The following is a 23428-nucleotide window of genomic DNA, read 5'->3' on the forward strand; positions in this document are numbered from 1 at the left end:
AACGTTCTTCGCCTGATAAGGCGATCTCCTGTCCCAACGCTCTGCCCCCACCCAGCCCTCCCCGCGCGAGGGGAAGGGCTTTAAGCCGGTAGCCGATCGAGATATGAACCGTGCTGGCCGCCGGGCGGGGGGCTTGTGCGCGCAACCGCCGGACACGCCGTCCTGCCTCCATTCCGTTTCGCAACCGCGGCCTCCGGTAAACTGCGCATCTCATGGATATCGTCCTCGCCAATCCCCGTGGCTTCTGCGCCGGCGTCGACCGCGCGATCGAGATCGTCAAGCGTGCGATCGAGACGCTCGGCGCCCCGATCTATGTGCGCCATGAAGTCGTGCACAACCGCTTCGTCGTCGAAGATCTCAAACGCCGCGGCGCGATCTTCGTCGAGGAACTCGACGAGGTGCCGGATGGCGTGACCGTGATCTTCAGCGCGCACGGCGTCTCGCAGGCCGTCCGTGAGGAAGCCGCGCGTCGTGGACTCAAGGTGTTCGACGCAACCTGTCCGCTGGTGACCAAGGTCCATCTCGAAGTCGCGCGCCACTGCCGCGCCGGCCGCGACGTGGTGCTGATCGGCCACGAGGGCCATCCCGAAGTCGAAGGCACGATGGGCCAGTGGCGCGCCGAGGCGGGCACCGGTTCGATCTATCTCGTCGAGGACGAGGCCGACGTCGCCGAGCTGGTGGTCAACCAGCCCGAAAACCTGGCCTACACCACCCAGACCACCCTGTCGGTCGACGATACCCGCGGCGTCATCGCAGCGCTGCGCGAGAAGTTCCCGGTGCTGCAGGGGCCGAAGAACGACGACATCTGCTATGCCACGCAGAATCGCCAGGACGCCGTGCGCGACCTTGCGCGCGAATGCGATCTGGTGCTCGTCGTCGGCTCGCCGAACAGTTCGAATTCCAATCGTCTGCGCGAGCTGGCCGAGCGCGACGGCGTGGAGGCCTATCTGATCGACGGCGCCGAGGAGATCGAGCCGCGCTGGCTCGAAGGCCGCCGTCATATCGGTGTGACCGCCGGTGCATCGGCCCCGGACATCCTCGTGCAAGGCGTGCTCGACCGCCTGCGCGAACTCGGCGCCGACGGCATGCGCGAGCTCTCGGGCGAACCGGAGAACATGGTCTTCGCCCTGCCCAAGGAACTGCGCCTGCGGCTGGTCGATTGACCGCAGGCCCCGCGCTCCCTAGAATTCGCGTCCCAAGCCGGAATAGCTCAGTTGGTAGAGCGGCGCATTCGTAATGCGTAGGTCGTAGGTTCGATTCCTATTTCCGGCACCAGGTTCAAGAGAAAGGCGACCTCCGGGTCGCCTTTTTCATGCGCGGGCCTCGTGGTCCGGAGAAGTCTCCGAATCACGTCGGACACAGCCGCGACAGCCACGCAGGGTCTCCAATGCTGCGACGGTGCTCCGCTATGCTGCGGCGACTTCCGTTTCCGCAGGCACGCCGTGGCCAAGACCGCTTCCAAAGCCCGCACCGCCTTCGTCTGCAACGAGTGCGGCGCCGATTTCAACAAGTGGCAGGGGCAGTGCAGCGCCTGTGGCGCCTGGGATTCGATCTCCGAGATCGTGCTCGAAAGCGCGGCCGCGGCGAGTTCGCCCGCGTCGCGCCGTAGCGGCTGGGCCGGCAAGATCGATGCGCCCAAGGTCATGGCGCTCAAGGACGTGCAGCAGGGCGAGGACGTGCGCGTGTCCACCGGCATCGGCGAGTTCGATCGCGTGCTCGGCGGTGGTCTGGTCGAAGGCGCCGTCGTACTGGTCGGCGGCGATCCGGGCATCGGCAAGTCGACACTGCTGCTGCAGGCGCTGGCGCAGATGGCCGGCACGCTGCCCGGCCTGTATGTCACAGGCGAAGAATCATTGGCTCAGGTTGCGGGGCGCGCGGTGCGGCTCGGGCTGTCGCTCGACGGCCTGCACGCGCTGGCCGAGACCGGCATCGAGCGCATCCTGCAGCATGCCTCCGAGCTGCGTCCGAAGCTGATCATCGCCGACTCGATCCAGACCCTGTGGACCGAGTCGCTGACCGCCGCGCCCGGCTCGGTGAGCCAGGTGCGCGAATCCGCCGCGCGCCTCGTGCGCTATGCCAAGGAAACCGGCACCGCGGTGTTCCTTGTCGGCCACGTGACCAAGGAAGGCGGAATCGCCGGGCCGCGCGTGCTCGAGCACATGGTCGATGCGGTGCTGTATTTCGAAGGCGACAGCGGCAGCCGCTTCCGGGTCATGCGCGCGTTCAAGAACCGCTTCGGCGCGGTCAACGAACTTGGCGTGTTCGCGATGGGCGACAAGGGTCTCAAGGAAGTGCCAAACCCGTCGGCGATCTTCCTGTCGGGCGGCAGCACGCCGCAGCCTGGCAGCTGCGTGATGGTGACGCGCGAAGGCACGCGGCCGTTGCTGGTGGAAGTGCAGGCGCTGGTCGATGCCTCGCCGCTGTCGAATCCGCGCCGCGTCGCGGTGGGCATGGAAGGCAACCGGCTGGCGATGCTGCTGGCGGTGCTGCATCGCCACGGCGGCATCATGACCGGCGACCAGGACGTGTTCGTCAACGTCGTCGGCGGTATCCGCGTGCAGGAAACCGCCGCCGATCTGCCGGTGCTGCTGTCCGTGCTGTCGTCGCTGCGCGATGCGCCGCTGCCGGACAAGACCATCGCGTTCGGCGAAGTGGGCTTGAGCGGCGAGATCCGGCCGGTGCCCAATGGCGAGGAGCGTCTGCGCGAAGCGGCGACGCATGGTTTCAAGCGCGCGATCGTGGCGAAAGCGAATGCGCCCAAGACCGGCAGCTTCAAGGGTATGGAAGTCATCGGCGTCGAGCGCCTGGCCGAGGCGCTGGAACACATCTGACGCGGCGCGCCCGCTACCATCGGGCGATGGCCCGCACGTCCATCACGACGACCGCCGCGCGCGTCGTCTCCATCGTCCTGCATCCTATCCTTGTGCTGGCAGCGCTCGCGCTGCTGGCTGCGTGGCGCGTCGATCCGGCATCGCTGTCGCGCACCGCGCTCGGGATCGGCGTCGCCATCGCAATCGTGTCGGTCTTCATCTGGCAGCGCCGCCGTGGCGGGCACTGGCAGACCGTCGATGCGTCAAGGCGACAGGAGCGACCAATCCTCTACGCAATGGCGTTGCTGGTCGCGGTGCGTATTGGCTGTGGATGGGCGGCCGCGCGTCGGCGACCTCGAGCGGCGTGCTCGCCGCGGTCGCAATGCTGTGCGTCGCCGGCATCGCCAACCTCTGGATCAAGCTGTCGCTGCACATGGCGAGCCTGGCGTTTGCGGGCTTGGCCGCTTGGCCGTTGTGGCCGGCAGCGTCCATCATCGCATTGGCCACGTTGCCGCTGCTGGGCTGGGCACGGCTGAGGATGGCGCGGCACACGCTGCCGGAAGTACTTGGCGGTGCCACATTGGGACTGGTGACGGGCGCGACACTGCTCGTGTAGGAGCGCGCTGGCGCGCGAGGGCTTTCAGCGGAAATGGCGATCGCGCGAGCGCGGCCCTATAGGGCTTGAGTCTCGGTTCAACGCTGCCGTTGGCTTGGGCGCGGCGGCGAATGGCGCGGCGTACCGTGGCCAAAGTCGTCGGCGGTACTACTGCAGTGGGACTGGTAACGGGCGGGCACTGCTTTTGTAGGAGCGCGCTCGCGCGCGAGGGGGTTCACGCAAATGGCCATCGCGCGCGAGCGCGCTCCTACAGGGGCGAGACACGGCTCAATGGCCGCCGCTTGCACCGCCACCAAGCTTCGCCGCGAACGGCGGTTTCGCCATCCAGACGAAGGCGATCACCACCAGGAACAGGATCCCCAGCAGGTGGAAGATCTCGTTGAAGCCGATCTGTGTGGCCTGCTGGGCGATCATTTGCTCGAGCAGCATCGCGCCGCGTTGCAGGTCGCCACCACCGAGCGCGGTGACCGTCTGCTGCATCGTGGGGTCGTGCGCGGGGATATGTTCGGTCAACTGTGCATGGTGGAGCGTGCTGCGCTGGTTCCAGGCCCAGGTGGTCAGTGACGCGGCGAAACTGCCCCCCAGCGTGCGGCAGAACGTCGCCAGGCCCGAGCCCGCGGCGATCTCGTGCGGCTCCAGGTCCGACAGCAGGATGGTGAGCACCGGCATGAAGAACAGCGCGACGCCCAGACCCATCCACAGCTGCACCATCGCCACGTGCTGGAAATCGACGTCGAGATTGAAGCCCGAGCGCAGGAAGCTGGTGAATGCCATGACCATGAAGGCGAAACTGGCGAGGATGCGCAGGTCGAAGCGCGTCGCGTATTTGCCGACCAGCGGGGTCAGCAGCACCGGCAGGATGCCGATCGGTGCGGTCGCGAAGCCCGCCCAGATCGGGGTGTAGCCGAGGTTGCGCTGCAGCCACAGCGGGATCAGCAGGCCGACGGCGAAGAACGCCGAATAGCCGAGCACCATCGCGATCGTGCCGAACGCGAAGTTGCGATGCCGGAACAGGCGCAGATTGACGATCGGATCCTTCTCGGTGAGCTCCCAGATCAGGAACACCGCCAGGCCGATCACCGCGGTGATGCCGAGCCAGACGATCTTCGTCGACTCGAACCAGTCTTCCTCGTTGCCGAGATCGAGCAGCGTCTGCAGCGCGCCGACGCCGATGATCAAGGTGATCAGTCCGACGTAGTCCATCTTCGGCGTTTCGAGTTTTTCCGGCCGGCCGCGCAGCTGATTCGCGACGACGAGGCTGGCGAAGATGCCGATCGGCACGTTGATGAAGAAAATCCATTCCCAGCTGTAGTTGTCGGTGATCCAGCCGCCGAGGATCGGCCCGCAGATCGGCGCGACCACGGTCACCATCGCCAGCAAGGCGATGGCCTGTCCGCGTTTGGCGGGTGGGTAGATCGAGATCAGCAGCGCCTGGGTGACCGGATACATCGGGCCGGCGACGAAGCCCTGGATCGCGCGCGCGGCGACCAGAAACCCCATGCTCGATGCGAGGCCGCACAGCAGCGAGGCGACGACGAACGCGAACGTCGCCCAGACGAACAGCTTGCGCTCGCCGAAGCGCCGGGTCATGTAGCCGGTCAACGGCAGCGCGATCGCGTTGCTGACCGCGAACGAGGTGATCACCCACGTCGCCTGGTTGGAACTCGCGCCGAGATTGCCGGCGATCGTCGGCAGCGACACGTTGGCGATCGTGATGTCGAGCACCTGCATGAACGACGCCAGCGCGAGGCCGATCGTCGTCAGCGCGAGGTTCGGCGGACGGAACGCAGGTTGCGCGGCCGGGGCGAAAGCACCCCGTGCGTCGGCAGTGGTCGTGGACATGGGGGAATCCGGTGCCGTTGGGAAAGGCGCGGCGCTTGCACGCCGGCGTGCTGCGCGCGCGTCAGTGCGCCGTGCGGGGATCAGCGGCGCGCGAGCGCGCCTTGCGGCAGGTTCTGCGCGATCGTGCGTTCGATCAGCGCGTCGGCTTGCGCCAGCTGTTCGGCGTAGGCATCGGTCGAGAGCAGCGGCGTGTTGCGCGGCGCGTCGACCGAGGCGAGCACGGCGCCGTCCTGATTGCGGATGGCGACATCGACGTGCATCGACAGGCCGAGCCGCAAGGGATGGTCGACGACCTGCTTCGGATCGAGTTCGATCCGCACCGGCACGCGCTGCACGATCTTGATCCAGTTGCCGCTGGCGTTCTGCGCCGGCAGCAGCGAGAACGCACTGCCGGTGCCCATGCCGAGACTCGCGACGCGGCCGTCATAACGCACGTCGCTGCCGTAGAGATCGGCGTGCACTTCCACCGGCTGGCCGATACGCATTTTGGTCAGCTGGGTTTCCTTGAAGTTCGCTTCGATCCACACCTGTTCCAGCGGCACGATCGTCATCAGCGTATTGCCCGGCGCCACGCGCTGGCCGAGCTGCACCTCGCGCTTGGCGACATGGCCCGACACCGGCGCGACGATGGCCATGCGCTGCAGGTTGAGCCACGCCTGGCGCAGCTGGCCGGCCGCGGCCTGCACCTGCGGCTGGCTGGCGATTTCGGTCGCATCGACCAGCGCGCGGCTGCGCGACAGCTGGCCCTGCGAGCCCGACAGCGCCGCTTCCGCGCCGGCAAGGATGTCGCGCGCATGTGCGAGTTCCTCGCGCGAGACCGCGCCGCTGGCGACCAGGCCTTCGCGACGCTTCACGTCCTCGCGCGCCTGGCGCACGGCGACCTGGCGCGCGACCAGATCGGCCTGGCCGGATTCGACGCTGCTGTAGAGCCCGCGCACCTGGCGCACGGTTCCGGCGAGGTTGGCGACGGCCTGGTCATAGGCGACCTGCGCGTCGTTGGGATCCAGATGCACCAGTGCCTGGCCGGCTTCGACGCGCATACCTTCATCGGCATCGATCGAAACCACCGTGCCCATCGTCTGCGGCACGATGCTGACGACATTGCCCTGCACGTAGGCATCGTCGGTGTCCTGGTGCCAGCGCGCGACCAGCAGATACCACGCGGCCCAGCCGATGCCGGCGACGATGGCGACGGTGGCGAGGATCACGAGCGCGCGACGGCGCTTGCCGTTCGTCTGCGGCGCGGTCGCGATGGCGGAATTGGATTCGGAAGTCATGGCGTGATCGTCCCGGCGTGGGTCTGCATGGAAGAGGTGGGGGCGGTGGGCACGAGACCGCCGCCGAGCGCGCGGTCGAGATCGACCGCGGCGCCGAGTCGCTGCGCGCGCAGCGCGGCGAGCTGTTGTTCGAGCTGAAACAGTGGGCGTTGCGCAGCGAGCACATCGAGCTGGTTGCCGAGGCCCGCCTGGTAGCGCCTGTCGGCGAGTGCGAAGGCCTGGCGTGCGGATTCGGTGGCGTCACTGACGGTCGCGATCTGCGCATCGAGGGCGCGCGCCGACTGCAGCGCATCGGTCACTTCGCGCAGGCTCGTCACCAGTGTCTGGTTGTAGCTCGCGACGGCGAGGTCGTAATCGGCATCGCGTTGCGACAGGCCCGCGCGCAGGCGGCCACCATCGAAGATCGGCAGGCTGATCGCCGGACCTCCGAGGCCGAGCGCGGCGTCGCTGCCGAACAGGTCCGACAGATTGCCGGCAGCAAGACCGACCAGCGCACTGAGGTTGACGCTGGGCTTGAACGCGGCCTGCGCCGCATCCACGCCGCGCGCCGCAGCTTCGACCCGCCAGCGCGCGGCGACGACATCGGCGCGATGGCCCAGCAGTTCGCTCGGCAGCACCGCCGGCACGTTCGGCGCGGCGGCCTGCAGCACCTGCGGACGCGCGATGTCGAGACCGCGGTCCGGCCCCTTGCCCAGCAGTGCGGCCAGCGCATTGCGCAGCGCGTCGATCTGCTGCTGCGCGGCTTGTTCTTGCTGGCGCGCGATGCCGATCGAGGTGTCGGCGTTGCGCAGCTGCAACTGGTTGTCGAGACCAGCTTCGACGCGCTGCGCGGCGAGATCGCGCAGGCGGTTCGCGCGCGTCTGTTCGCGCGCGGCGACGTCCTGCGTGTCGAAGGACTGCGCCAGCGCGATATAGGTGCGCGCGACGTTCGCCGACAGGGTGAGTCGCGCGGCCTGCGCATCCACTTCAGCAGCGCGCGCCTGGCCGGCGGCGGCTTCGAACGTGGCACGCTGGCCGCCCCACAGATCGGGGGCCCACGCGAAGTTCAACATCAGCACGTTGCTGGCCTTGAAGTCGCCGCCCAGCGGTTCGGGCGCGATGGTCGCGGGCAACTGCAGGCCACTGACGCGCGCGCTGGCGCCGAGCGTCGGCTTGCGCTGCGCATCGGCGAGCCCGGCCTGCGCACGCGCGCTGCGGGCGCGGGCATCGGCCGCGGCCAGAGAAGGGCTGTCGCGCAGGGCTTCATCGATCAGCGCATCAAGCTGCGGATCGGCAAATGCGGTCCACCAGTCGGCCTGCGGAAAGTCGGCCGCGCTCAGCGAAGTGCCGCCGAGGCTGCGCGCGCTGGCGAGCGTATCGGCGTCGGTGGCGGTCAGTTGCGGTGCGAGTCCGTGGCTGCTGGCGCAGCCGGCAAGCAGCAGTGCGGCGGCAAGCCCGGCGAGGAGCGGAAACGGCGCGGCCTGCGCCCGTCTCGGGGCGCGCGTGGTGGAAGGAGACATGGTTACTGTCCGGGGAAGGAGAGGTTGTCGCGAACCTGTTCGAGGACGCGGATGAACTGCAGGCGCTGCGCCTCGTCCATGCCCGACATCGCGCGCTCGCGCACGCGGTTGCCGCACTGGTCGATATCGCGCCAGATCGACTGGCCCTGTGCGCTGAGCTGGATGCGCACCACGCGCCGGTCGCCGGGATCGGCATGCCGCTCGACCAGGCCGCGCTCGATCAGCTTGTCGATCAGCCGCGTCATCGCGCCGGGATTGAGCTCGGCCGCGCGCGCCAGCTCGGTCGCACCGGTGGTACCGAGGGCGAGCTTCTTCAGCGTGATGTACTGGCTGAAGCTCAGGTCGTGGCCGGCGTTCGACAGTTCATCGGCCATCCGCGCCCACATGGCATCGCGGACCTGCCGGAACAGCAGGCCCAGCGAAGAACCGCTGGCGGAAGCGCAGGGGCGGGTGGTGTCCATGGCGGCGCATATTCCTCGCCTCTGCAATTGTTGTCAAGGCAAGTATCAGGGTGTCGGCTCGAGTCTGGATGGGCGGTTTTTCATCCATTCAGATCATGAATTCCTGCTCAGTGACCGGGCAGCAGATCGTATGGCTGCCGCAGCTTGCGCTCGGGTTTTCCCGGGTCCGCGCCGATCCGGTACAGCCACGCGGCTTCCTCGCCGGCAGCGCGCAGGCGGGTCGCGGCCAGGCCTTCGGCGACTTCGGTCTCCACTGCGATCACCCGGCCGTCGGGGCCGAACGTCAGCACCCAGACGAAGCGTCCGCTGTAGTCCGCCGGCGCGATGTCGGCCAGATAGGGCGTGCGGCCGTTGACAAAGCTGCGGTCGCCGCGATGGAAGGCCGCGGTGGCGAGACTGGCGGCGACTTCGATCGTCTCCTGCGCGGCGATCCGCCCATCGAAACGCAGGACCACGCGCCGCATGCCCGGTGCCACCTTGAGCGCGGCCAGATCGATGTTGCGGCAACGCACGACATGCAACGGCGCACCGGTCTCGGTGCCGACCCACAACGGATGACGGCCATGCGCATCGTCGATCTCCAGTCGAACCTCGACCGCGCGCTGCGGAAACGCGGCGGATTTCCAGCAGGCGAGATGCGGGGCTTCAGGGCGCGTCAGCAGTCCCAGTGCGACCGGCCTCGCCTCGGAGTCGCGAGCAGGCGCTTCCCACAGGAATTCGATATGGCCGTGGATCGGTGAAGACCTAGCCTCGTCCTCGGCGGGGTGCGCCGGCAGCGAGGCTGACAGCCCGAACAGCGATGCGAGCGCAGCCGCAAACGTCCCTGTGTGCATGCGGATCCTCCTGACCCTGAAACAACGCGGCCTTCAGACGGTCCGCCGCAACACCAGTTCCAGCACGAACTTGCTGCCGAAGAAGGCCAGCACCAGCAGCGCCATGGCGGCCAGCGTCCAGCCCACAGCGCGGGCGCCGCGCCAGCCGTGGCGCCAGCGGCCGAACAGCAGGGCGCCGAAGGCCAGCCAAGACAGCACGCTGAGCACGGTCTTGTGCATCAGGTGCTGGGCGAAGAAATCGTCGACGAATACAACGCCGGTGACCAGCGTCGCGGTGAGCAGGGCGAAGCCGACCCAGATCGTGCGGAACAGCAGCGATTCGAGTTCGGTCAGCGGTGGCAGCGCGCGCAGCCAGCGGTGGAATTCGCGCCGACGCAGCGCGCGCTCCTGCGCCCACAGCAACATCGCGAGCAAGGCGGCGACTGCGAGCGCGGCGTAGGCGAGAAGCGCGAACCAGGCGTGCATCTGCAGGCGCCAGTCGAGCGTGTCCGATGACGGGTGCGCGGCCTGGCCGTAGCCGAGCAGGGTGAGCGCGGCGATCGGAAACACGATCACGCCCAGTGCCGCCATGCGCCCGCGCGCGTCGTAGAGCACCGTCAGTGCCGCCATGCCGAGGCCGACGAGGGAAAGCGCAGCGAAGAAATGCAGCTCCGCGCCGACATCGCGCCACACCAGCAGATGCGCCGTGACGTGCAGGGCAATGGCACCGAGCGCCGGTGCGGCCCACCACAGCTTGGCGGGCGCCGGCTCGCGCCCGACGCCGCGCACGAGCGCTGCGGCCGCCAGCAGATAGAGCAGGACTGCGATGAGAACGATTGTCATCGCGCGAGTGTCGCACGCCCGGCGCGTTCCGGGCAGCGTCGCGCGTTGCCGGGGGAGTCGAGAGCACAGGCCGCTCGGGGCCGCGGGCTATAATCGGCGGCCGTATTCCGCCGCATCGAGTTCCGTATGTTCGAGTCCCTGACCCAGCGCCTGTCCGGCACCATGGAGCGCCTGCGCGGCCGCGGTCGTCTGACCGAGGAGAACATCCGCGAGGCCACCCGCGAAGTGCGCATCGCGCTGCTCGAAGCCGACGTCGCGCTGCCGGTGGTACAGGCCTTGATCGAGCGCATCAAGGTGCGCGCGGTCGGCCAGGAAGTGCTGAAGTCGCTGACCCCCGGTCAGGCGCTGATCAAGGTCGTCCGCGACGAGCTGACCGCGGTGATGGGCGCGCAGGCGACCGAGCTCAACCTCAACGTGCCGGCGCCGGCGGTCATCCTGATGGCCGGCCTGCAGGGCGCGGGCAAGACCACGACGGTCGGCAAGCTGGCCAAGCTGCTCAAGGAAAAGCGCAAGAAGAAAGTTATGGTGGTCTCGGCCGACGTCTACCGCCCGGCGGCGATCGAGCAGCTCAGGACGCTGGCCGAGCAGGTCGACGTGCAGTTCTTCCCGTCCGACTCCTCGCAGCAGCCGGTCGACATCGTGCGCGCGGCGATCGCCGCGGCGAAGAAATCCTTCATCGACGTGTTGCTGGTCGACACCGCCGGCCGCCTCGCGATCGACGAAGCGATGATGGACGAGATCAAGGCGCTGCATGCCGCGGTCAATCCGGTGGAAACCCTGTTCGTCGTCGACTCGATGACCGGCCAGGATGCCGCCAATACCGCCAAGGCCTTTGGCGAAGCGCTGCCGCTGACCGGCGTGGTGCTGACCAAGACCGATGGCGACGCCCGTGGTGGCGCGGCGCTGTCGGTGCGCTACATCACCGGCAAGCCGATCAAGTTCGTCGGTACCGGCGAGAAGGTCGACGGGCTCGACGTGTTCCATCCCGAGCGTGTCGCCAGCCGCATCCTCGACATGGGCGACGTGCTGTCGCTAGTCGAGCAGGTCGAAGGCCAGGTCGACAAGGACAAGGCGCAGAAGCTCGCCGAGAAGGTCGCCAAGGGCAAGAAGTTCGATCTCAACGACATGCGCGACCAGCTCGAGCAGATGCAGAACATGGGCGGCATCGGCAGCCTGATGGACAAGCTGCCGGGCCTGGGCCAGGTGCCCGAGCATCTCAAGCAGCAGGTCAGCCAGGGCAAGGAAGTGCCGCGGATGATCGCGATCATCAACTCGATGACCAAGAAGGAACGGCGTAACCCGAACCTGCTCAACGGCTCGCGCCGCTCGCGCATCGCCGCAGGCGCCGGGACCACGCCGGCCGAGGTCAACAAGCTGATGAAGCAGTACATGCAGATGGAAAAGATGATGGGCAAGATGGCCCGCGGCGGCATGAAGGGCATGATGCGCGGCCTGCAGGGCATGATGGGCGGCATGGGCGGCGGCCGCATGCCGTTCCGTTGATGGCATGAGCTCCGCAGCCCGCCAGCGCAGCGACGCCTTCTGTTCGCGCTTCGGGCTGCGTCTGCCGGTGCTGTTGTCGCCGATGGCCGGCGCCTGCCCGGTCCCGCTGTCACGCGCGGTGATCGGAGCCGGTGGCATGGGCGCCATGGGCGCGGTGCTGTCCCAGCCCGATGACATCGGCGCGTGGATGCACGATCTGCGCGCGGCGGGTGGCGGACCCGCCCAGATCAATCTCTGGATTCCCGATCCCACGCCGGTGCGCGATACCGCGGCCGAAGCCGCGACACGCGCGTTTCTCGCGCACTGGGGGCCGGCCGTGCCTGCGGAGGCAGGTGATGCGACGCCAGCCGATTTCGATGCGCAGTGCGATGCGCTCCTCGCCGCGAAGCCAGCGGTGGCCTCGTCGATCATGGGCGTGTTTCCGGCGTCGTTCGTCGCCCGGTTGAAAGATGCAGGCATCGCCTGGTTCGCGTGTGCGACGACGCTCGAAGAAGCGCTCGCCGCCGAAGCCGCCGGCGCCGACGCGGTGGTTGCGCAGGGTTTTGAAGCCGGCGGACATCGCGGTGCATTCGATGCGGCGAAGGCCGACACACAGCTGGTCGGCCTGTTTTCGCTGGTACCGCGACTGGCCGACGCACTGCGCGTGCCGGTGATCGCCGCGGGCGGCATCGCCGATGGCCGCGGCATCGCCGCCGCGCTGACGCTCGGCGCGAGCGCAGTGCAGATCGGCACCGCCTTCCTGCGCACGCCGGAGGCCGGCATTGCACCGGCCTGGGCCGAGGCGCTGGCTTCGGCGGCACCCGAACAGACTTGGCCGACACGCGCCTTCAGCGGTCGGCTCGGTCGCGCGCTGGCGACGTCTTACGTGCGTGCGGCGGCAGCCACAGACGCACCGCCGCCGCAGCCCTATCCCGTGCAGCGCGCATTGACGGCGCCGATGCGCGCGACCGCAGTGCGTGACGGCCGGATCGATGCGATGCAGGCCTGGGCCGGCCAATCCGCTGCGTCTGCGCAGGTGCGTCCTGCGGCTGAGCTGGTCGCAGATTGGTGGCGCACGGCTGACGCGCTGCTGTGAATCGCATCGTGTCGGTCACCAGTTTCTGGATCGAAGGCCGGCCTGCCGATGCGGCCACGCTGTCTGCGTTGCAGACCAACTACGGCCATCTGTCGACGATGCAGGTGCGCGGCGGCGCGGTGCAGGGATTCGGGCGTCATCTGGCGCGCCTGCAATCGGCCAACACCGAACTCTTCGGCGGCGCGCTGCCGGCCGCACGCATCCGAAGCGAGCTCGCATCGGCGCTACGGGCCGCGGAGATCGACGACGCCACGCTGCGGGTTTCGGTCGGCGCACTGGATGTTGCCGCGGTGGAGCGGGGCGATGCCGCCGAGGTGGTGCTGCTGGTCGCGCTGTCCCCGCCGCGCACCGCGGCCAGGGCGCCGCAGCGTCTACAGAGCAGCCGGCACCGGCGACCACTGGCGCATCTCAAGCACCTCGCCACGCTGCCACTGCTGCATGCCCGCCGCACCGCGCGCACAGCGGGTTTCGACGATGCGCTACTGGTCGATGACGCGGGCTACGTGCTCGAAGGTGCCTTGTGGAACATCGGCTTCGTGGATGCCGAAGGTGGCGTCATCTGGCCGGATGGCGATGCGCTGCGGGGCGTGACCGAAGGTCTGCTGCGGACCGGGCTGGAGGCCGCAGGCATGTCCCAGCGGATCGAGCGGATTCGACTCGTGGACTGCGCAGGTGTCGGCGCGGCGTTCGCCTGCAACAGCAGCGGCCTGTGGCCACTGGGCTCGATCGACGGGCGGCCATTCACAGGTGAACCGCGCGTGCCGGGGGCGCTTGAAGCCATTCTGGCGGCCGTGCCGTGGGACCCGCTGTGGCCCTGAGCGGCCCCGGCTTGCCGAGCAGGCGGGGGTTTCCGCTATAATCGCCGGCTTACCTCGCCACCCTGGCGACTGGGCAACACAGGAAGCAAAGCAATGGTCAAGATCCGTCTGACGCGCGGCGGCGCCAAGAAGCGTCCGTTCTACCACATCATCGTGACCGACTCGCGCAGTGCGCGCGACGGCCGCAACATCGAGCGCGTGGGTTACTACAACCCGGTCGCCACCGGTGGCGAGCAGCGCATCGTCCTCGACACCGCGCGCGTCGACCATTGGGTGTCCAAGGGTGCGCAGATGACCGACAAGGTCCGCGCGCTGTACAAGGATGCCGGCAAGGTCGCTGCTGCGACCGCGACCGCCGCTGCCTGATTGACGGGCCGCGCCCTCCGGGCGCGGCCGCTTTCGACATGAACGACCCGACGCGCCAGCCTCCCCGCCGGATGATTCAGGTGGGCAAGGTCCATGGCGCGTTCGGCGTGCGTGGCGAAGTGAAACTCGAATCCTTCACCGTGCCGCGCAGCGCGATCTTCCGCTACCAGCCCTGGGTGCTGCGCGACGCGCGCGGCATCGAGCGCGAATGCGAAGGCGCGAAGGGCCGCGAAACGCCCAAGGGCGTCGTCGCGACGCTGCCGGGTGTCGAGGATCGCGATGGCGCGGAAGCGACACGCGGGCTCGAAGTCTTCGTGCCGCGCGAAGCGCTGCCGCCGCCGAAACCCGGCGAGTACTACTGGGTCGACCTTGAAGGCCTGCGCGTGCGCAACGTCGAAGGCGTCGATTTTGGCGTCGTCTCGCACCTGTTCTCGACCGGCGCCAACGACGTGCTCGTCGCGCAGGGCGACCGCGAGCGCATGATTCCCTTCGTACTGCCGGACTACATCGTGTCGATCGATTTCGATACGTCGCTGGTGACGGTGGACTGGGATCCGGAGTTCTGAAAAGCCGGTATTCGGGAATTGGGATGACCGGACGTTCGTCCGTTGAAAACCGGGATTTGGAGAGCAGTCATGACAGCCGACACGGCCCCTAATCCCGAATCCCCAGTCCACAATCCCGTCATCCGCATCGACGTCGTCAGCCTGTTTCCCGACTTCATCGACCAGGCCGCAGCCGTCGGTGTCGTCGGCCGTGCGCGCGAGCGCGGGCTGCTGACGATGCAGGGCTGGAATCCGCGCGATTACGCGGAAGGCAACTATCGCCGTGTGGACGACCGCCCCTTCGGCGGCGGTCCGGGCATGGTGATGCTGATCGAGCCCCTGCGTGCCGCGCTGGCCGCTGCCCGCGCAGCGGACCCGGGGCCGGCGCGCGTGATCTACATGAGCCCGCAGGGACGACCGCTGACCCAGGCCAAGGTGCGCGAGCTCGCGGCCCTGCCACGCCTGCTGCTGCTGTGTGGCCGCTACGAGGGCGTCGACGAACGCCTGCTGGAGGCAGAGATCGACGAAGAACTGTCGATCGGTGACTACGTGCTGTCGGGGGGTGAACTGGCCGCGGCGGTTGTGGTGGACGCCGTCGCGCGGTTGCAGGACGGCGCGCTGGGCGATGCGGAGTCCGCGGTGCAGGACAGCTTCGAAGGCGATGGCCTGCTCGACTGCCCGCACTACACCCGCCCGGTCACGCATGCGCTGGGACAGGTGCCGGACGTGCTGCTGTCGGGCAACCATGCCGAGATCGCCAAGTGGCGACGCCAGCAGTCGCTGGTCCGCACGCTGGAACGGCGTCCGGACCTGATCGACGAGGCCGCGCTGGGCAAGGCCGATCGGCGCCTGCTGGCGGCCTGGCGTGCGGCGCAGGGCGCGGATGTGTCCGGTGGCTCTGACGGCTGATCACGTCCGCCCCGGTGCTGGCATTCGTCCCGCGACTCCGTCTATAATGCGCGGCTAACCCGTTTCACCAGAGCCCAAGAGCTCGCCGAAAAGCCAGAGCGTGCGTCCACGTGCACCACGCCAATAACGACACCAACAGGCCAAGACCATGACCAACAAGCCCTCCCTGCACACCCTGCTGCAGAACTTCGAAAGCGCCCAGACCACCCGCGAACTCCCCGAGTTTGGCCCGGGCGACACCGTTGTCGTCAACGTGAAGGTCAAGGAAGGCAACCGCGAGCGTCTGCAGGCGTACGAAGGTGTGGTTATCGGCAAGAAGAACGCCGGCCTGAATTCCGCGTTCACCGTCCGCAAGATCTCGCACGGCTTCGGCGTCGAGCGCGTGTTCCAGACCCACAGCTCGATCATCGACTCGCTGGAAGTGAAGCGCCGTGGCGCCGTGCGCGCCGGCAAGCTGTACTACCTGCGTGGCCTGGAAGGCAAGAAGGCGCGCATCAAGGAAGACCTGTCCGCTTCGGCGAAGGCAAAGAACGAGAAGGCGCGCGCCGACAAGGCCGCAGCCGCTGCAGCACCGGCTGCCGCCGCCGAGTAATCGGAACGCTCCGAGTCGCACGACGGCCGCCGCAGGGCGGCCGTTTGCGTTTGGGGGCTTGCCAGCTTTCTGCTCTCGCTCGCTTGAGTCGGAGCGCGAGCAAACCGACACCTCTCCCTCCGGGAGAGAGCCAGCCCCGGACCTGATCCGGGGTCGACGCGCCGCGCGCGTCGGGTGAGGGTCGAGGCTTCACCGCGTGTGACCCAAAAGATTTTGCATCCTGATCGGGAGGATCGTGATCTGATCCGTGGGCACTCGCAGACACAAAAGTTCATGCAAACGCATTGAAAAAAGGGCGCTGGATAAACTCCAGCGCCCTCGTTCAGACACTCTGTCGTCGATCGATCAGTCGTAATCGACCTCGAGCAGGCGGCCATTGCGCGCCGAATATTCCAGCTCGACGATGCGGCCATCGTCCTGGCGGATGTCGATGTCGTACTCGCCATCGTCGTAGGACACGTCGATGACGCGGCCCGGATGACGACGCTGCGCATCGGCAAGGATGCTGTCGAGCGAGGCGCTGTTGGCGCGGAAGCTTGGGTCGGCTTTGGCGGCGGCCGCGGCGTGCACGCGGTCATCGTCGCCGCGGCGGTCGTCGCGTTCCTGGGCGAACGCGAGCGGTGCAGCGACGGCGAACGCGGCGGCGGTGATCAGGCTGGCAATGGCGGTACGGGTCATGGCGATTCCTCGGTATGGATGGGGAGCACCGGTCTGCAACCGGTTGACGCCAGTCTCCCGATCGCACTTAACGCGGCCTTGATCGAGCCGTTCACGGTTTCGTTAATCCGCGTCGCCACACTTGCGCCATGCGTACTCTCCTTGCTCCGCTCGCACTCGCCACTCTCCTGTTCGCTGCGCCGCTTGCGGTGCCGCTGCACGCCGATGCGCAGGATCCGCAGGGCACCGCTGACTACGCCCGCGACGGCGTGCGCAGCGGCGAGTTCGTGCGGCTCGAACACCTGCTCGCCGATGCCGAACGCCGCTATCCGGGGCGCGTCATCGAGGTGGAACTCGACCAGGACGATGACGAGTACGAGATCGAGATCCTGATGCGAGACGGGCGTGTGGTGGAGCTGAAGTACGATGCGCGCTCCGGGCGCCTGCTCAAGGTCGAGATCGACGACTGATGCGCATCCTGCTGGCCGAAGACGACGTCGAGCTCGCGGCGCGCGTCGCCGCGGCGCTCGGCGCCGCGGGTTTCGCGGTCGATCGTGCGGAGGACGGCGCGGACGCCGAGTTCCGCGGCCAGACCGAAGCCTACGACGCGGTCGTGCTCGATCTCGGCCTGCCGACTCTCGACGGCGTCTCGGTGCTGCATCGCTGGCGCGAGGCGGGCCTGACCTCGCCGGTGCTGATGCTCACCGCGCGCAGCCGCTGGCACGACAAGCTGGCCGGTTTCAACGCAGGCGCCGACGATTACCTGACCAAGCCGTTCCAGATCGAGGAGCTGGTGCTGCGACTGCAGGCCTTGATCCGCCGCAGCGCCGGTCACGCGTCGCCGCGTCTGCGTTGCGGACCGCTCGAGTTCGATGCGAATGCGGGCCGCTTCGTGCTCGACGGCGATCCGCTCGCGTTGACCGCGCAGGAACACCGCATCCTCGCGTATCTGATCCATCACGCCGGTCGTGTGGTCAGCCGCGGCGAACTCGGCGAGCACGTCTACGACAACGGCTTCGATCCCGATTCCAATGCGCTCGACGTGTTGATCGGGCGCATCCGCCGCAAGCTGGGCGTCGCGCTGATACACACCGTGCGCGGGCAGGGCTTCCGGCTGTCGGAGACGCCATGAGCGCACGTCGCGTGCTCTCGTTGCGCTGGCGATTGTGGCTGGCAGGCGCGCTGGGTGTTGCGATCTCGGCGGTGATCGCAGGTGGCCTGCTTGGCGCGATGTTCGAACGCTCCGGACAACGCGCGCTCGACAGTCGTCTCGACGACGATTTCGCGACGCTCGCCGGTCTGCTCGAAGCGCGTGCGGATGGCGGCTGGCAATTGCGCAGGCAGCCCGCCGACGAACGCTGGGCGCGGGTGTTTTCCGGCTGGTACTGGCGCATCGGCGATGGTGAGACGGCGGTGCGCTCGCGCTCGCTGTGGGATGACGAACTCGTTGCGCACGATGTGCCCGGCAATGCGGCGGTGTGGTCGGTCGTCGAAGGCCCGCGCGGCCAGCAGCTGCGCATGCGTGCGCAGTTGCTGCGGCTGCCGGGTGTCGCCGAACCCATTCCGGTGCACGTGGCCGGGGACCGCGGCGATGTCATCGCCGAGACGCGCGGCTTCCGGCAGGCGGCGATGCTGGCCTTCGCCGGCGCGGCGGCCGCGCTGCTGGCGCTGCTGGCCTGGCAGATCGAGTGGGGCCTGCGTCCACTGCGGCGCATGCGCGGCATCCTGCAGCGGGTGCGCAACGGCGACGACGTGCGTTTCGGTGCCGAGCGCTGGCCGGCCGAGGCGGCGCCGCTGGCGGAGCAGATCGACGATCTGCTCGACGAACATGCACGCCGCGTCGCCCGCGCGCGTCATGCCGCCGAGGATCTCGCCCATGCACTGAAGACGCCGCTCGCCGTGCTGTCGGCGGAAGCGCAGCGTCCAGGGGACGACATCGCCGGTGTCGTGTCCACCCAGGTGCAGCGTATGCGCGGTGAGGTGGAGCGCAGACTCGCGGGCGGCTTCGCGGTGGATGCGCGCCAGCGCACGCCGATCGCCCCGGTGGCCGATGCGCTGTGCGGGCTGTTCGCGCAGACCGCCGGCGATCGCGTGACGCTGCACTGCGAGGTCGCGCCGGATCTGGTGTTCGCCGGGGCGCGCGAGGATCTGGAAGAGATGCTCGGCAACCTCGTCGACAACGCGGTGAAGTGGGCGCGCGCGCAGGTGCGCATCCACGCGAGCGTCTATGGCGGACGCGTGCGGATCGCGGTCGACGACGACGGCCCCGGCATGCAGGCGGAGGCGATGGCGCAGGCACTGCAGCGCGGCGTGCGCCTCGACAGCCGGATGCCGGGGCATGGCCTGGGACTGTCGATCGTCGACGGGGTCGCGGTGTCCTATGACGGCACACTGGTGCTCGAGAACCTGCAGGGCGGATTCCGCGCGCTGCTTGATTTGCCGGCCGGCGCACCGATATCGGGCGCATGAGCGAAGCCCAGGTTCCCAACGCCGCCGACAGCGTCCGACTCGACCTCTGGCTCTGGGCGGCGCGTTTCTTCAAGACCCGCGCGCTGGCCAAACAGGCGATCGAGACCGGCAAGGTCGATGTCGGTGGGCAGCGCGCGAAGCCCGCGCGCGCGGTCCGCATCGGCGATGCGCTGCGGGTGGCTCGCGGCGAGGAAGTGTTCGACATCGCGGTTGCGGGACTGTCGGACACGCGTGGCCCGGCGAGCGTCGCGCAGACGCTGTACAGCGAAACCGACGCCTCGCGTGAAGCGCGCATGGCGCGGCTGGCCGAGGCGCGCGCCGCGCGAGCGGGGTACCAGGCGCCTGAGCACAAGCCCGACAAGCGCGCGCGGAAACTGATCCGCGCGCTCGGCGACATCGACGCGCTCTGAGCCGCGCCTGTTCAAGTCGCGGCCGGTGCGTTGCGGCATGCTGGCGCCACGACCCAGGGATTGGCAGGTGCACGATGCGGCTTCGGCGGGCGATGGTATTGGCGGGCGTAATCGGGATTTCGGGATGTGCCAGCCAGGACGAGATGCGGGCGGACGCCGGATCGCGCTATCCCGCTTGGTGCGCCGACGCCGCGCGGCAGTTGCGCGAGGCGCAGTTGCCGGGGTCTCCCGCACCGAGCGCTGAATCGCTGCCCCGGGAATGCCGGGAGGCCGCGCCTGGGATCAGGATCGGCGGCAGACCGTAGCCCGTGAAGCCACGTCGTCAGCCCGGCATCCAGTCGCCGACGAGGGCTTCGGAGACGGTCCACAGTCGCGCCGCCATCGCCGCATCACGCTGCATGTCGCTCTGCGGTGCCGGCGCGAAATCGCGGTAGAACGCGCCGGTGATGCCGGATGCTGCGGACGAGGCGGCCAGCCAGCACGGCGTGGCTGCGCCCTGTTGCACGCTGCGCGCGTCATCGCGGTAGCGGTTGCCGACATTGCGCAGGATGTTGCTGCGCGTGTGGCCGGGCGAAACGCAGTTGGATGTCGCGCGGGTGTCCGCCAGGTACCGCGACAGTTCCAGTGAGAACAGGCCATTCGCGAGCTTGGAATGCGCGTAGCGCGCATCCCAGCTCGCGCCGGAAAGGTCGTCGAACTGGATGCCGCCCGGCGGTGCGTTGCGTTCGTCGCCACTGCCCAGCACGACGACCCGGCCCTGCGGCGCGGCGACCACGCGATCGAGCAGACGCCGCACCAGCAGGTAATGGCCGAGATGGTTGACGACGAAGGTCTTCTCGATGCCACGCACCTGCTCGAGATCGTCGAGCACGACGCCGGCATTGCAGACCAGTGCGTCGATCGGCACGTCGAGCGCGCGGATCGTGTCGCTCGCCGCGGCGACCGAATCGAAGTCGGCGAGATCGAGCACCACGGGCGTCGCACGCCCGTCGACCGCGGCGCAGGCGGCGTCACCGCTCGCCCGCGACCGCGCGGTGCCGATCACGTGCGCGCCGCGCAGCGCGAGCACGCGCATGGTTTCCTGGCCGATGCCGGACGTGCAGCCGGTGACGACGATGGTCCGGCCGCGCAGATCGAGGCCCGCGGTCGCGTCCTCGGCGGTGGACGTCGCGTCGAGATCCTGGGTGCGTGCGAAGCCGGGCAGGGCCGTCGCCAGTGTGGCCAGCGCACCGGCCTGCAGCAGGCGGCGCCTGCGGTGATCGAAATGCATCGGTGTTCGGGTCCGTGACGGCTCGGGTTGTCGAGTGTAGGACGACCGCGCGACGACCTCACGACGGTGCGATACCCGCAAACGCGAACGCCGATGCATCAAGCATCGGCGTCCGGTCACGCCGTCGCCCGAGGGCGACGTCCTGCTGCGATCAACGCAGGTCGTAACGGTCCAGGTCCATGACCTTCGTCCATGCCGCGACGAAATCGCGCACGAACTTCTCCTGCGCGTCATCGCTGGCATAGACCTCGGCCAGTGCACGCAGGACCGCGTTCGAACCGAAGACGAGATCGACGCGCGTGCCACTCCATCGCTTGGTGCCGGTGCCGCGTATCCGACCCTCGAACGTGGTCCGGCCCGACGGCGCCCACTCGGTGCCCATATCGAGCAGATTGCGGAAGAAATCGTTGGACAGCACGCCCGGGCGATCGGTCAGCACGCCGTGCTGCCCCCCGTCGTGGTTCGCGCCGAGCACGCGCAGGCCACCGACCAGCACGGTGGTCTCCGGCGCGGTCAACGTCAGCAACTGCGCGCGGTCGATCAGCAGGTGTTCCAGCGGCACCTCCGAATGGCCCTTCGCGTAATTCCGGAAGCCGTCTGCCCAGGGTTCCAGTGCATCGAAGGATTCGACATCCGTCTGGTCCTGCGAGGCATCGCCGCGGCCCGGCGAGAACGGCACGGTGACCGACACGCCGGCGTCCTGCGCGGCCTTCTCGACCGCGGCCGCGCCACCGAGCACGATCAGATCGGCCAGCGAGACCTGCTTGCCGCCGTTGTCCTTTCCGTTGAAATCGGCCTGCACCTGTTCCAGCGCGGCGAGCACCTTCGCCAGCTGCGGCGGATTGTTGACCGCCCAGTCCTTCTGCGGGGCGAGCCGGATGCGCGCACCGTTCGCACCGCCGCGCTTGTCGCCGCCGCGGAACGTCGAGGCCGACGCCCATGCGGTCGAGACCAGTTCGGAGACCGACAGGCCGCTGGCGAGAATCGCCTGCTTCAGTGAGGCGACATCGGCATCGTCGATCAGCGCGTGTTCGACTGCAGGCACCGGGTCCTGCCAGATCAGCGCTTCCTCCGGCACCTCGGGTCCGAGATAGCGCGCGCGCGGGCCCATGTCGCGGTGGGTGAGCTTGAACCACGCTCGCGCGAACGCGTCGGCGAACTGGTCCGGGTTTTCGAGGAAGCGCCGCGAGATCTTCTCGTAGGCCGGATCGAAGCGCAGCGCGAGGTCGGTCGTGAGCATCGTCGGCACCAGCTTCTTCGATGCGTCGTAGGCGTGCGGAATCGTCGCCTCCGCATTCTTTGCCACCCACTGCTGCGCACCGGCCGGGCTCTTCGACAGTTCCCATTCGAAACCGAACAGGTGTTCGAAAAAGTCATTGCTCCATTGCGCCGGCGTCTTCGTCCACGTGACTTCGAGGCCGCTGGTGATCGTGTCGGCGCCCTTGCCGCTGCCGAAACTGTTGTGCCAGCCGAAGCCCTGCGCTTCGAGTGTGTGCGCCTCGGGCTCCTCGCCGACGTGTTCGGACGGCGCCGCGCCATGGGTCTTGCCGAAGCTGTGGCCACCGGCGATCAACGCGACGGTTTCCTCGTCGTCCATCGCCATGCGGCCGAAGGTGTCACGGATGTCCGCTGCTGCGAGCAGCGGATCGGGATTGCCGTCCGGGCCTTCGGGGTTCACGTAGATCAGGCCCATCTGCACCGCGGCCAGCGGGTTTTCGAGCTTGCGCGAATGCACGTCGCCGTCGGCGTTGTCATCGGAGACCAGCACGCCGTCGTCGCCACCCTTCGGCACGCCGTGCGAGCCGTGCGCGTAACGCACGTCGCCGCCGAGCCACGTGGTCTCGCGGCCCCAGTACACGTCGAGGTCCGGCTCCCAGGTGTCGTCACGGCCGCCGGCGAAGCCGAAGGTCTTGAAGCCCATGGTTTCCAGCGCGACGTTGCCGGTGAGGATCATCAGGTCCGCCCAGGAAATGGCGCGGCCGTATTTCTGCTTGATCGGCCACAGCAGGCGTCGTGCCTTGTCGAGGCTGACGTTGTCGGGCCAGCTGTTGAGCGGGGCGAAGCGCTGCTGGCCGCGACCGCCGCCGCCGCGTCCGTCACCGATGCGATAGGTGCCGGCGCTGTGCCAGGCCATGCGCACGAACAGGCCGCCGTAGTGGCCGAAATCGGCCGGCCACCAGTCCTGCGAATCGGTCATCAGCGCGGCGAGATCGCGCTTGAGGCCGTCGTAGTCGAGCTTGGCGAATTCGGCGGCGTAGTCGAAATCCGCGCCCATCGGATCGGATTTCGACGAATGCTGGTTGAGCAGATCCAGACGCAGCTGCTGCGGCCACCAGTCACGATTGCTGGTGCCGCCGCCGGCGGTCTGGTGGAACGGACATTTGGCTTCGGTCGACATGGCTGGAATTCTCCCGGGTGATCGAGCGGCGATGGCGCGCCAGAGAGCGGCCATCGGGACAGGTATACGGAACGCAGGTGACGGTCGATCTGCCGGTGGCGGATCGACGCGAAGCGCGGGTCAGCCCGCGGATTGAGCGACAGGTGCGGGACGGCGAGATCGGGCTCGGTAGCGATCGATGTGCTGGCGCATGGCTGGCGACCTCCCGTATTGGACGTTCAGGGTAGGCCCTGTCATTGCCGGGAGGGAAATCGAT

The 23428-nt window shown here is 68.3% G+C and carries 24 protein-coding genes and 1 tRNA gene; 15 read left to right on the top strand and 10 right to left on the bottom strand.

Annotation, left to right across the window (positions count from 1 at the left end; translation table 11 throughout):
* The first annotated feature begins 212 nt into the window (after window positions 1–212).
* From ispH to radA, 3 genes are all read left to right on the top strand, one after another.
* A complete protein-coding gene (gene ispH / locus J2W68_RS15700; protein ID WP_310237678.1) occupies window positions 213–1163 on the top strand; it encodes a 4-hydroxy-3-methylbut-2-enyl diphosphate reductase in 951 nt (316 codons plus the stop codon).
* A 36-nt stretch (window positions 1164–1199) separates the two neighbouring features.
* Window positions 1200–1275: transfer RNA gene (locus J2W68_RS15705), tRNA-Thr, on the top strand.
* Window positions 1276–1442: 167 nt separating this feature from the next.
* Complete coding sequence (radA, locus tag J2W68_RS15710; RefSeq protein WP_232136102.1) at window positions 1443–2831, top strand: DNA repair protein RadA; 1389 nt, start codon at window positions 1443–1445, stop codon at window positions 2829–2831.
* Between the two features lie 13 nt (window positions 2832–2844).
* On the opposite strand, the gene J2W68_RS15715 is transcribed toward radA, so the two are convergent.
* Window positions 2845–3030, bottom strand: coding sequence for a hypothetical protein (locus tag J2W68_RS15715; RefSeq protein WP_310237682.1), 186 nt, complete (start codon window positions 3028–3030; stop codon window positions 2845–2847).
* A gap of 111 nt (window positions 3031–3141) precedes the next feature.
* On the opposite strand from J2W68_RS15715, the gene J2W68_RS15720 reads away from it, so the two are divergent.
* Window positions 3142–3426 carry a hypothetical protein gene (locus J2W68_RS15720; protein ID WP_310237685.1) on the top strand — a complete coding sequence of 95 codons (285 nt, stop codon included), beginning with the start codon at window positions 3142–3144 and terminating at the stop codon, window positions 3424–3426.
* Window positions 3427–3693: 267 nt separating this feature from the next.
* On the opposite strand, the gene J2W68_RS15725 is transcribed toward J2W68_RS15720, so the two are convergent.
* The 6 genes from J2W68_RS15725 to J2W68_RS15750 all read right to left on the bottom strand — a co-directional run bounded on the left by J2W68_RS15725 (window position 3694) and on the right by J2W68_RS15750 (window position 10160).
* Window positions 3694–5268 carry a DHA2 family efflux MFS transporter permease subunit gene (locus J2W68_RS15725; RefSeq protein WP_310237687.1) on the bottom strand — a complete coding sequence of 525 codons (1575 nt, stop codon included), beginning with the start codon at window positions 5266–5268 and terminating at the stop codon, window positions 3694–3696.
* An 80-nt stretch (window positions 5269–5348) separates the two neighbouring features.
* On the bottom strand, window positions 5349–6545 hold the full coding sequence (locus J2W68_RS15730) for an efflux RND transporter periplasmic adaptor subunit (RefSeq protein WP_310237690.1): 1197 nt from the start codon (window positions 6543–6545) through the stop codon (window positions 5349–5351).
* Window positions 6542–8044, bottom strand: a complete 1503-nt coding sequence (locus J2W68_RS15735; RefSeq protein WP_310237692.1) for an efflux transporter outer membrane subunit — start codon at window positions 8042–8044, stop codon at window positions 6542–6544. The genes J2W68_RS15730 and J2W68_RS15735 overlap by 4 nt, the downstream gene beginning before the upstream one ends.
* A gap of 2 nt (window positions 8045–8046) precedes the next feature.
* Entirely contained in the window at window positions 8047–8505 is a 459-nt protein-coding gene (locus tag J2W68_RS15740) for a MarR family winged helix-turn-helix transcriptional regulator (RefSeq protein WP_310154395.1), read from the bottom strand.
* Between the two features lie 107 nt (window positions 8506–8612).
* Window positions 8613–9338 (bottom strand): hypothetical protein, encoded by a 726-nt coding sequence (locus tag J2W68_RS15745; protein WP_310237695.1) that lies wholly within the window; start codon window positions 9336–9338, stop codon window positions 8613–8615.
* A 33-nt stretch (window positions 9339–9371) separates the two neighbouring features.
* Window positions 9372–10160, bottom strand: coding sequence for a cytochrome C assembly family protein (locus J2W68_RS15750; RefSeq protein WP_310237698.1), 789 nt, complete (start codon window positions 10158–10160; stop codon window positions 9372–9374).
* Between the two features lie 126 nt (window positions 10161–10286).
* Here J2W68_RS15750 and ffh point away from each other — a divergent pair, with 126 nt between their 5' ends.
* The 7 genes from ffh (at window position 10287) to rplS (ending at window position 15968) form a co-directional block, all read left to right on the top strand.
* The gene (ffh, locus tag J2W68_RS15755) at window positions 10287–11663 is read left to right on the top strand and encodes a signal recognition particle protein (protein ID WP_310237701.1); all 1377 of its coding nucleotides are present in this window, start codon (window positions 10287–10289) and stop codon (window positions 11661–11663) included.
* 4 nt (window positions 11664–11667) lie between these two features.
* Window positions 11668–12738 carry an NAD(P)H-dependent flavin oxidoreductase gene (locus J2W68_RS15760; RefSeq protein ID WP_310237706.1) on the top strand — a complete coding sequence of 357 codons (1071 nt, stop codon included), beginning with the start codon at window positions 11668–11670 and terminating at the stop codon, window positions 12736–12738.
* A complete protein-coding gene (locus J2W68_RS15765; protein WP_310237709.1) occupies window positions 12735–13556 on the top strand; it encodes an aminotransferase class IV in 822 nt (273 codons plus the stop codon). Before J2W68_RS15760 ends, J2W68_RS15765 begins: the two co-directional genes overlap by 4 nt.
* A 93-nt stretch (window positions 13557–13649) precedes the next feature.
* Complete coding sequence (rpsP, locus tag J2W68_RS15770; protein ID WP_159679338.1) at window positions 13650–13922, top strand: 30S ribosomal protein S16; 273 nt, start codon at window positions 13650–13652, stop codon at window positions 13920–13922.
* 38 nt (window positions 13923–13960) lie between these two features.
* A complete protein-coding gene (gene rimM, locus J2W68_RS15775) occupies window positions 13961–14488 on the top strand; it encodes a ribosome maturation factor RimM (protein WP_310237713.1) in 528 nt (175 codons plus the stop codon).
* A 120-nt stretch (window positions 14489–14608) separates the two neighbouring features.
* Window positions 14609–15376 (top strand): tRNA (guanosine(37)-N1)-methyltransferase TrmD, encoded by a 768-nt coding sequence (gene trmD, locus J2W68_RS15780; protein WP_310237814.1) that lies wholly within the window; start codon window positions 14609–14611, stop codon window positions 15374–15376.
* A gap of 148 nt (window positions 15377–15524) precedes the next feature.
* Complete coding sequence (rplS, locus tag J2W68_RS15785; RefSeq protein ID WP_232136089.1) at window positions 15525–15968, top strand: 50S ribosomal protein L19; 444 nt, start codon at window positions 15525–15527, stop codon at window positions 15966–15968.
* A gap of 345 nt (window positions 15969–16313) precedes the next feature.
* Here rplS and J2W68_RS15790 read toward each other — a convergent pair whose 3' ends face one another.
* Window positions 16314–16646 (bottom strand): PepSY domain-containing protein, encoded by a 333-nt coding sequence (locus J2W68_RS15790; protein ID WP_310237716.1) that lies wholly within the window; start codon window positions 16644–16646, stop codon window positions 16314–16316.
* A 128-nt stretch (window positions 16647–16774) separates the two neighbouring features.
* On the opposite strand from J2W68_RS15790, the gene J2W68_RS15795 reads away from it, so the two are divergent.
* Genes J2W68_RS15795 through J2W68_RS15810 form a run of 4 tightly spaced genes read left to right on the top strand, consistent with a single transcriptional unit; the run spans window position 16775 to window position 19504 of the window.
* Complete coding sequence (locus J2W68_RS15795) at window positions 16775–17095, top strand: PepSY domain-containing protein (protein ID WP_310237718.1); 321 nt, start codon at window positions 16775–16777, stop codon at window positions 17093–17095.
* Window positions 17095–17757 carry a response regulator transcription factor gene (locus J2W68_RS15800; protein ID WP_310237721.1) on the top strand — a complete coding sequence of 221 codons (663 nt, stop codon included), beginning with the start codon at window positions 17095–17097 and terminating at the stop codon, window positions 17755–17757. The genes J2W68_RS15795 and J2W68_RS15800 overlap by 1 nt, the downstream gene beginning before the upstream one ends.
* Window positions 17754–19094, top strand: a complete 1341-nt coding sequence (locus J2W68_RS15805; RefSeq protein WP_310237726.1) for a sensor histidine kinase — start codon at window positions 17754–17756, stop codon at window positions 19092–19094. Before J2W68_RS15800 ends, J2W68_RS15805 begins: the two co-directional genes overlap by 4 nt.
* A complete protein-coding gene (locus J2W68_RS15810; RefSeq protein ID WP_310237729.1) occupies window positions 19091–19504 on the top strand; it encodes an RNA-binding S4 domain-containing protein in 414 nt (137 codons plus the stop codon). Before J2W68_RS15805 ends, J2W68_RS15810 begins: the two co-directional genes overlap by 4 nt.
* A 322-nt stretch (window positions 19505–19826) precedes the next feature.
* On the opposite strand, the gene J2W68_RS15815 is transcribed toward J2W68_RS15810, so the two are convergent.
* Together J2W68_RS15815 and katG are read right to left on the bottom strand one after the other, a co-directional pair.
* Complete coding sequence (locus J2W68_RS15815) at window positions 19827–20774, bottom strand: SDR family NAD(P)-dependent oxidoreductase (protein WP_310237731.1); 948 nt, start codon at window positions 20772–20774, stop codon at window positions 19827–19829.
* Window positions 20775–20925: 151 nt separating this feature from the next.
* Entirely contained in the window at window positions 20926–23172 is a 2247-nt protein-coding gene (gene katG, locus J2W68_RS15820; RefSeq protein WP_310237734.1) for a catalase/peroxidase HPI, read from the bottom strand.
* Between the last annotated feature and the right edge of the window lie 256 nt (window positions 23173–23428).

The organism is Luteimonas terrae (genome assembly GCF_031457535.1).
GTDB classification, from domain to species: domain Bacteria; phylum Pseudomonadota; class Gammaproteobacteria; order Xanthomonadales; family Xanthomonadaceae; genus Luteimonas; species Luteimonas terrae_A.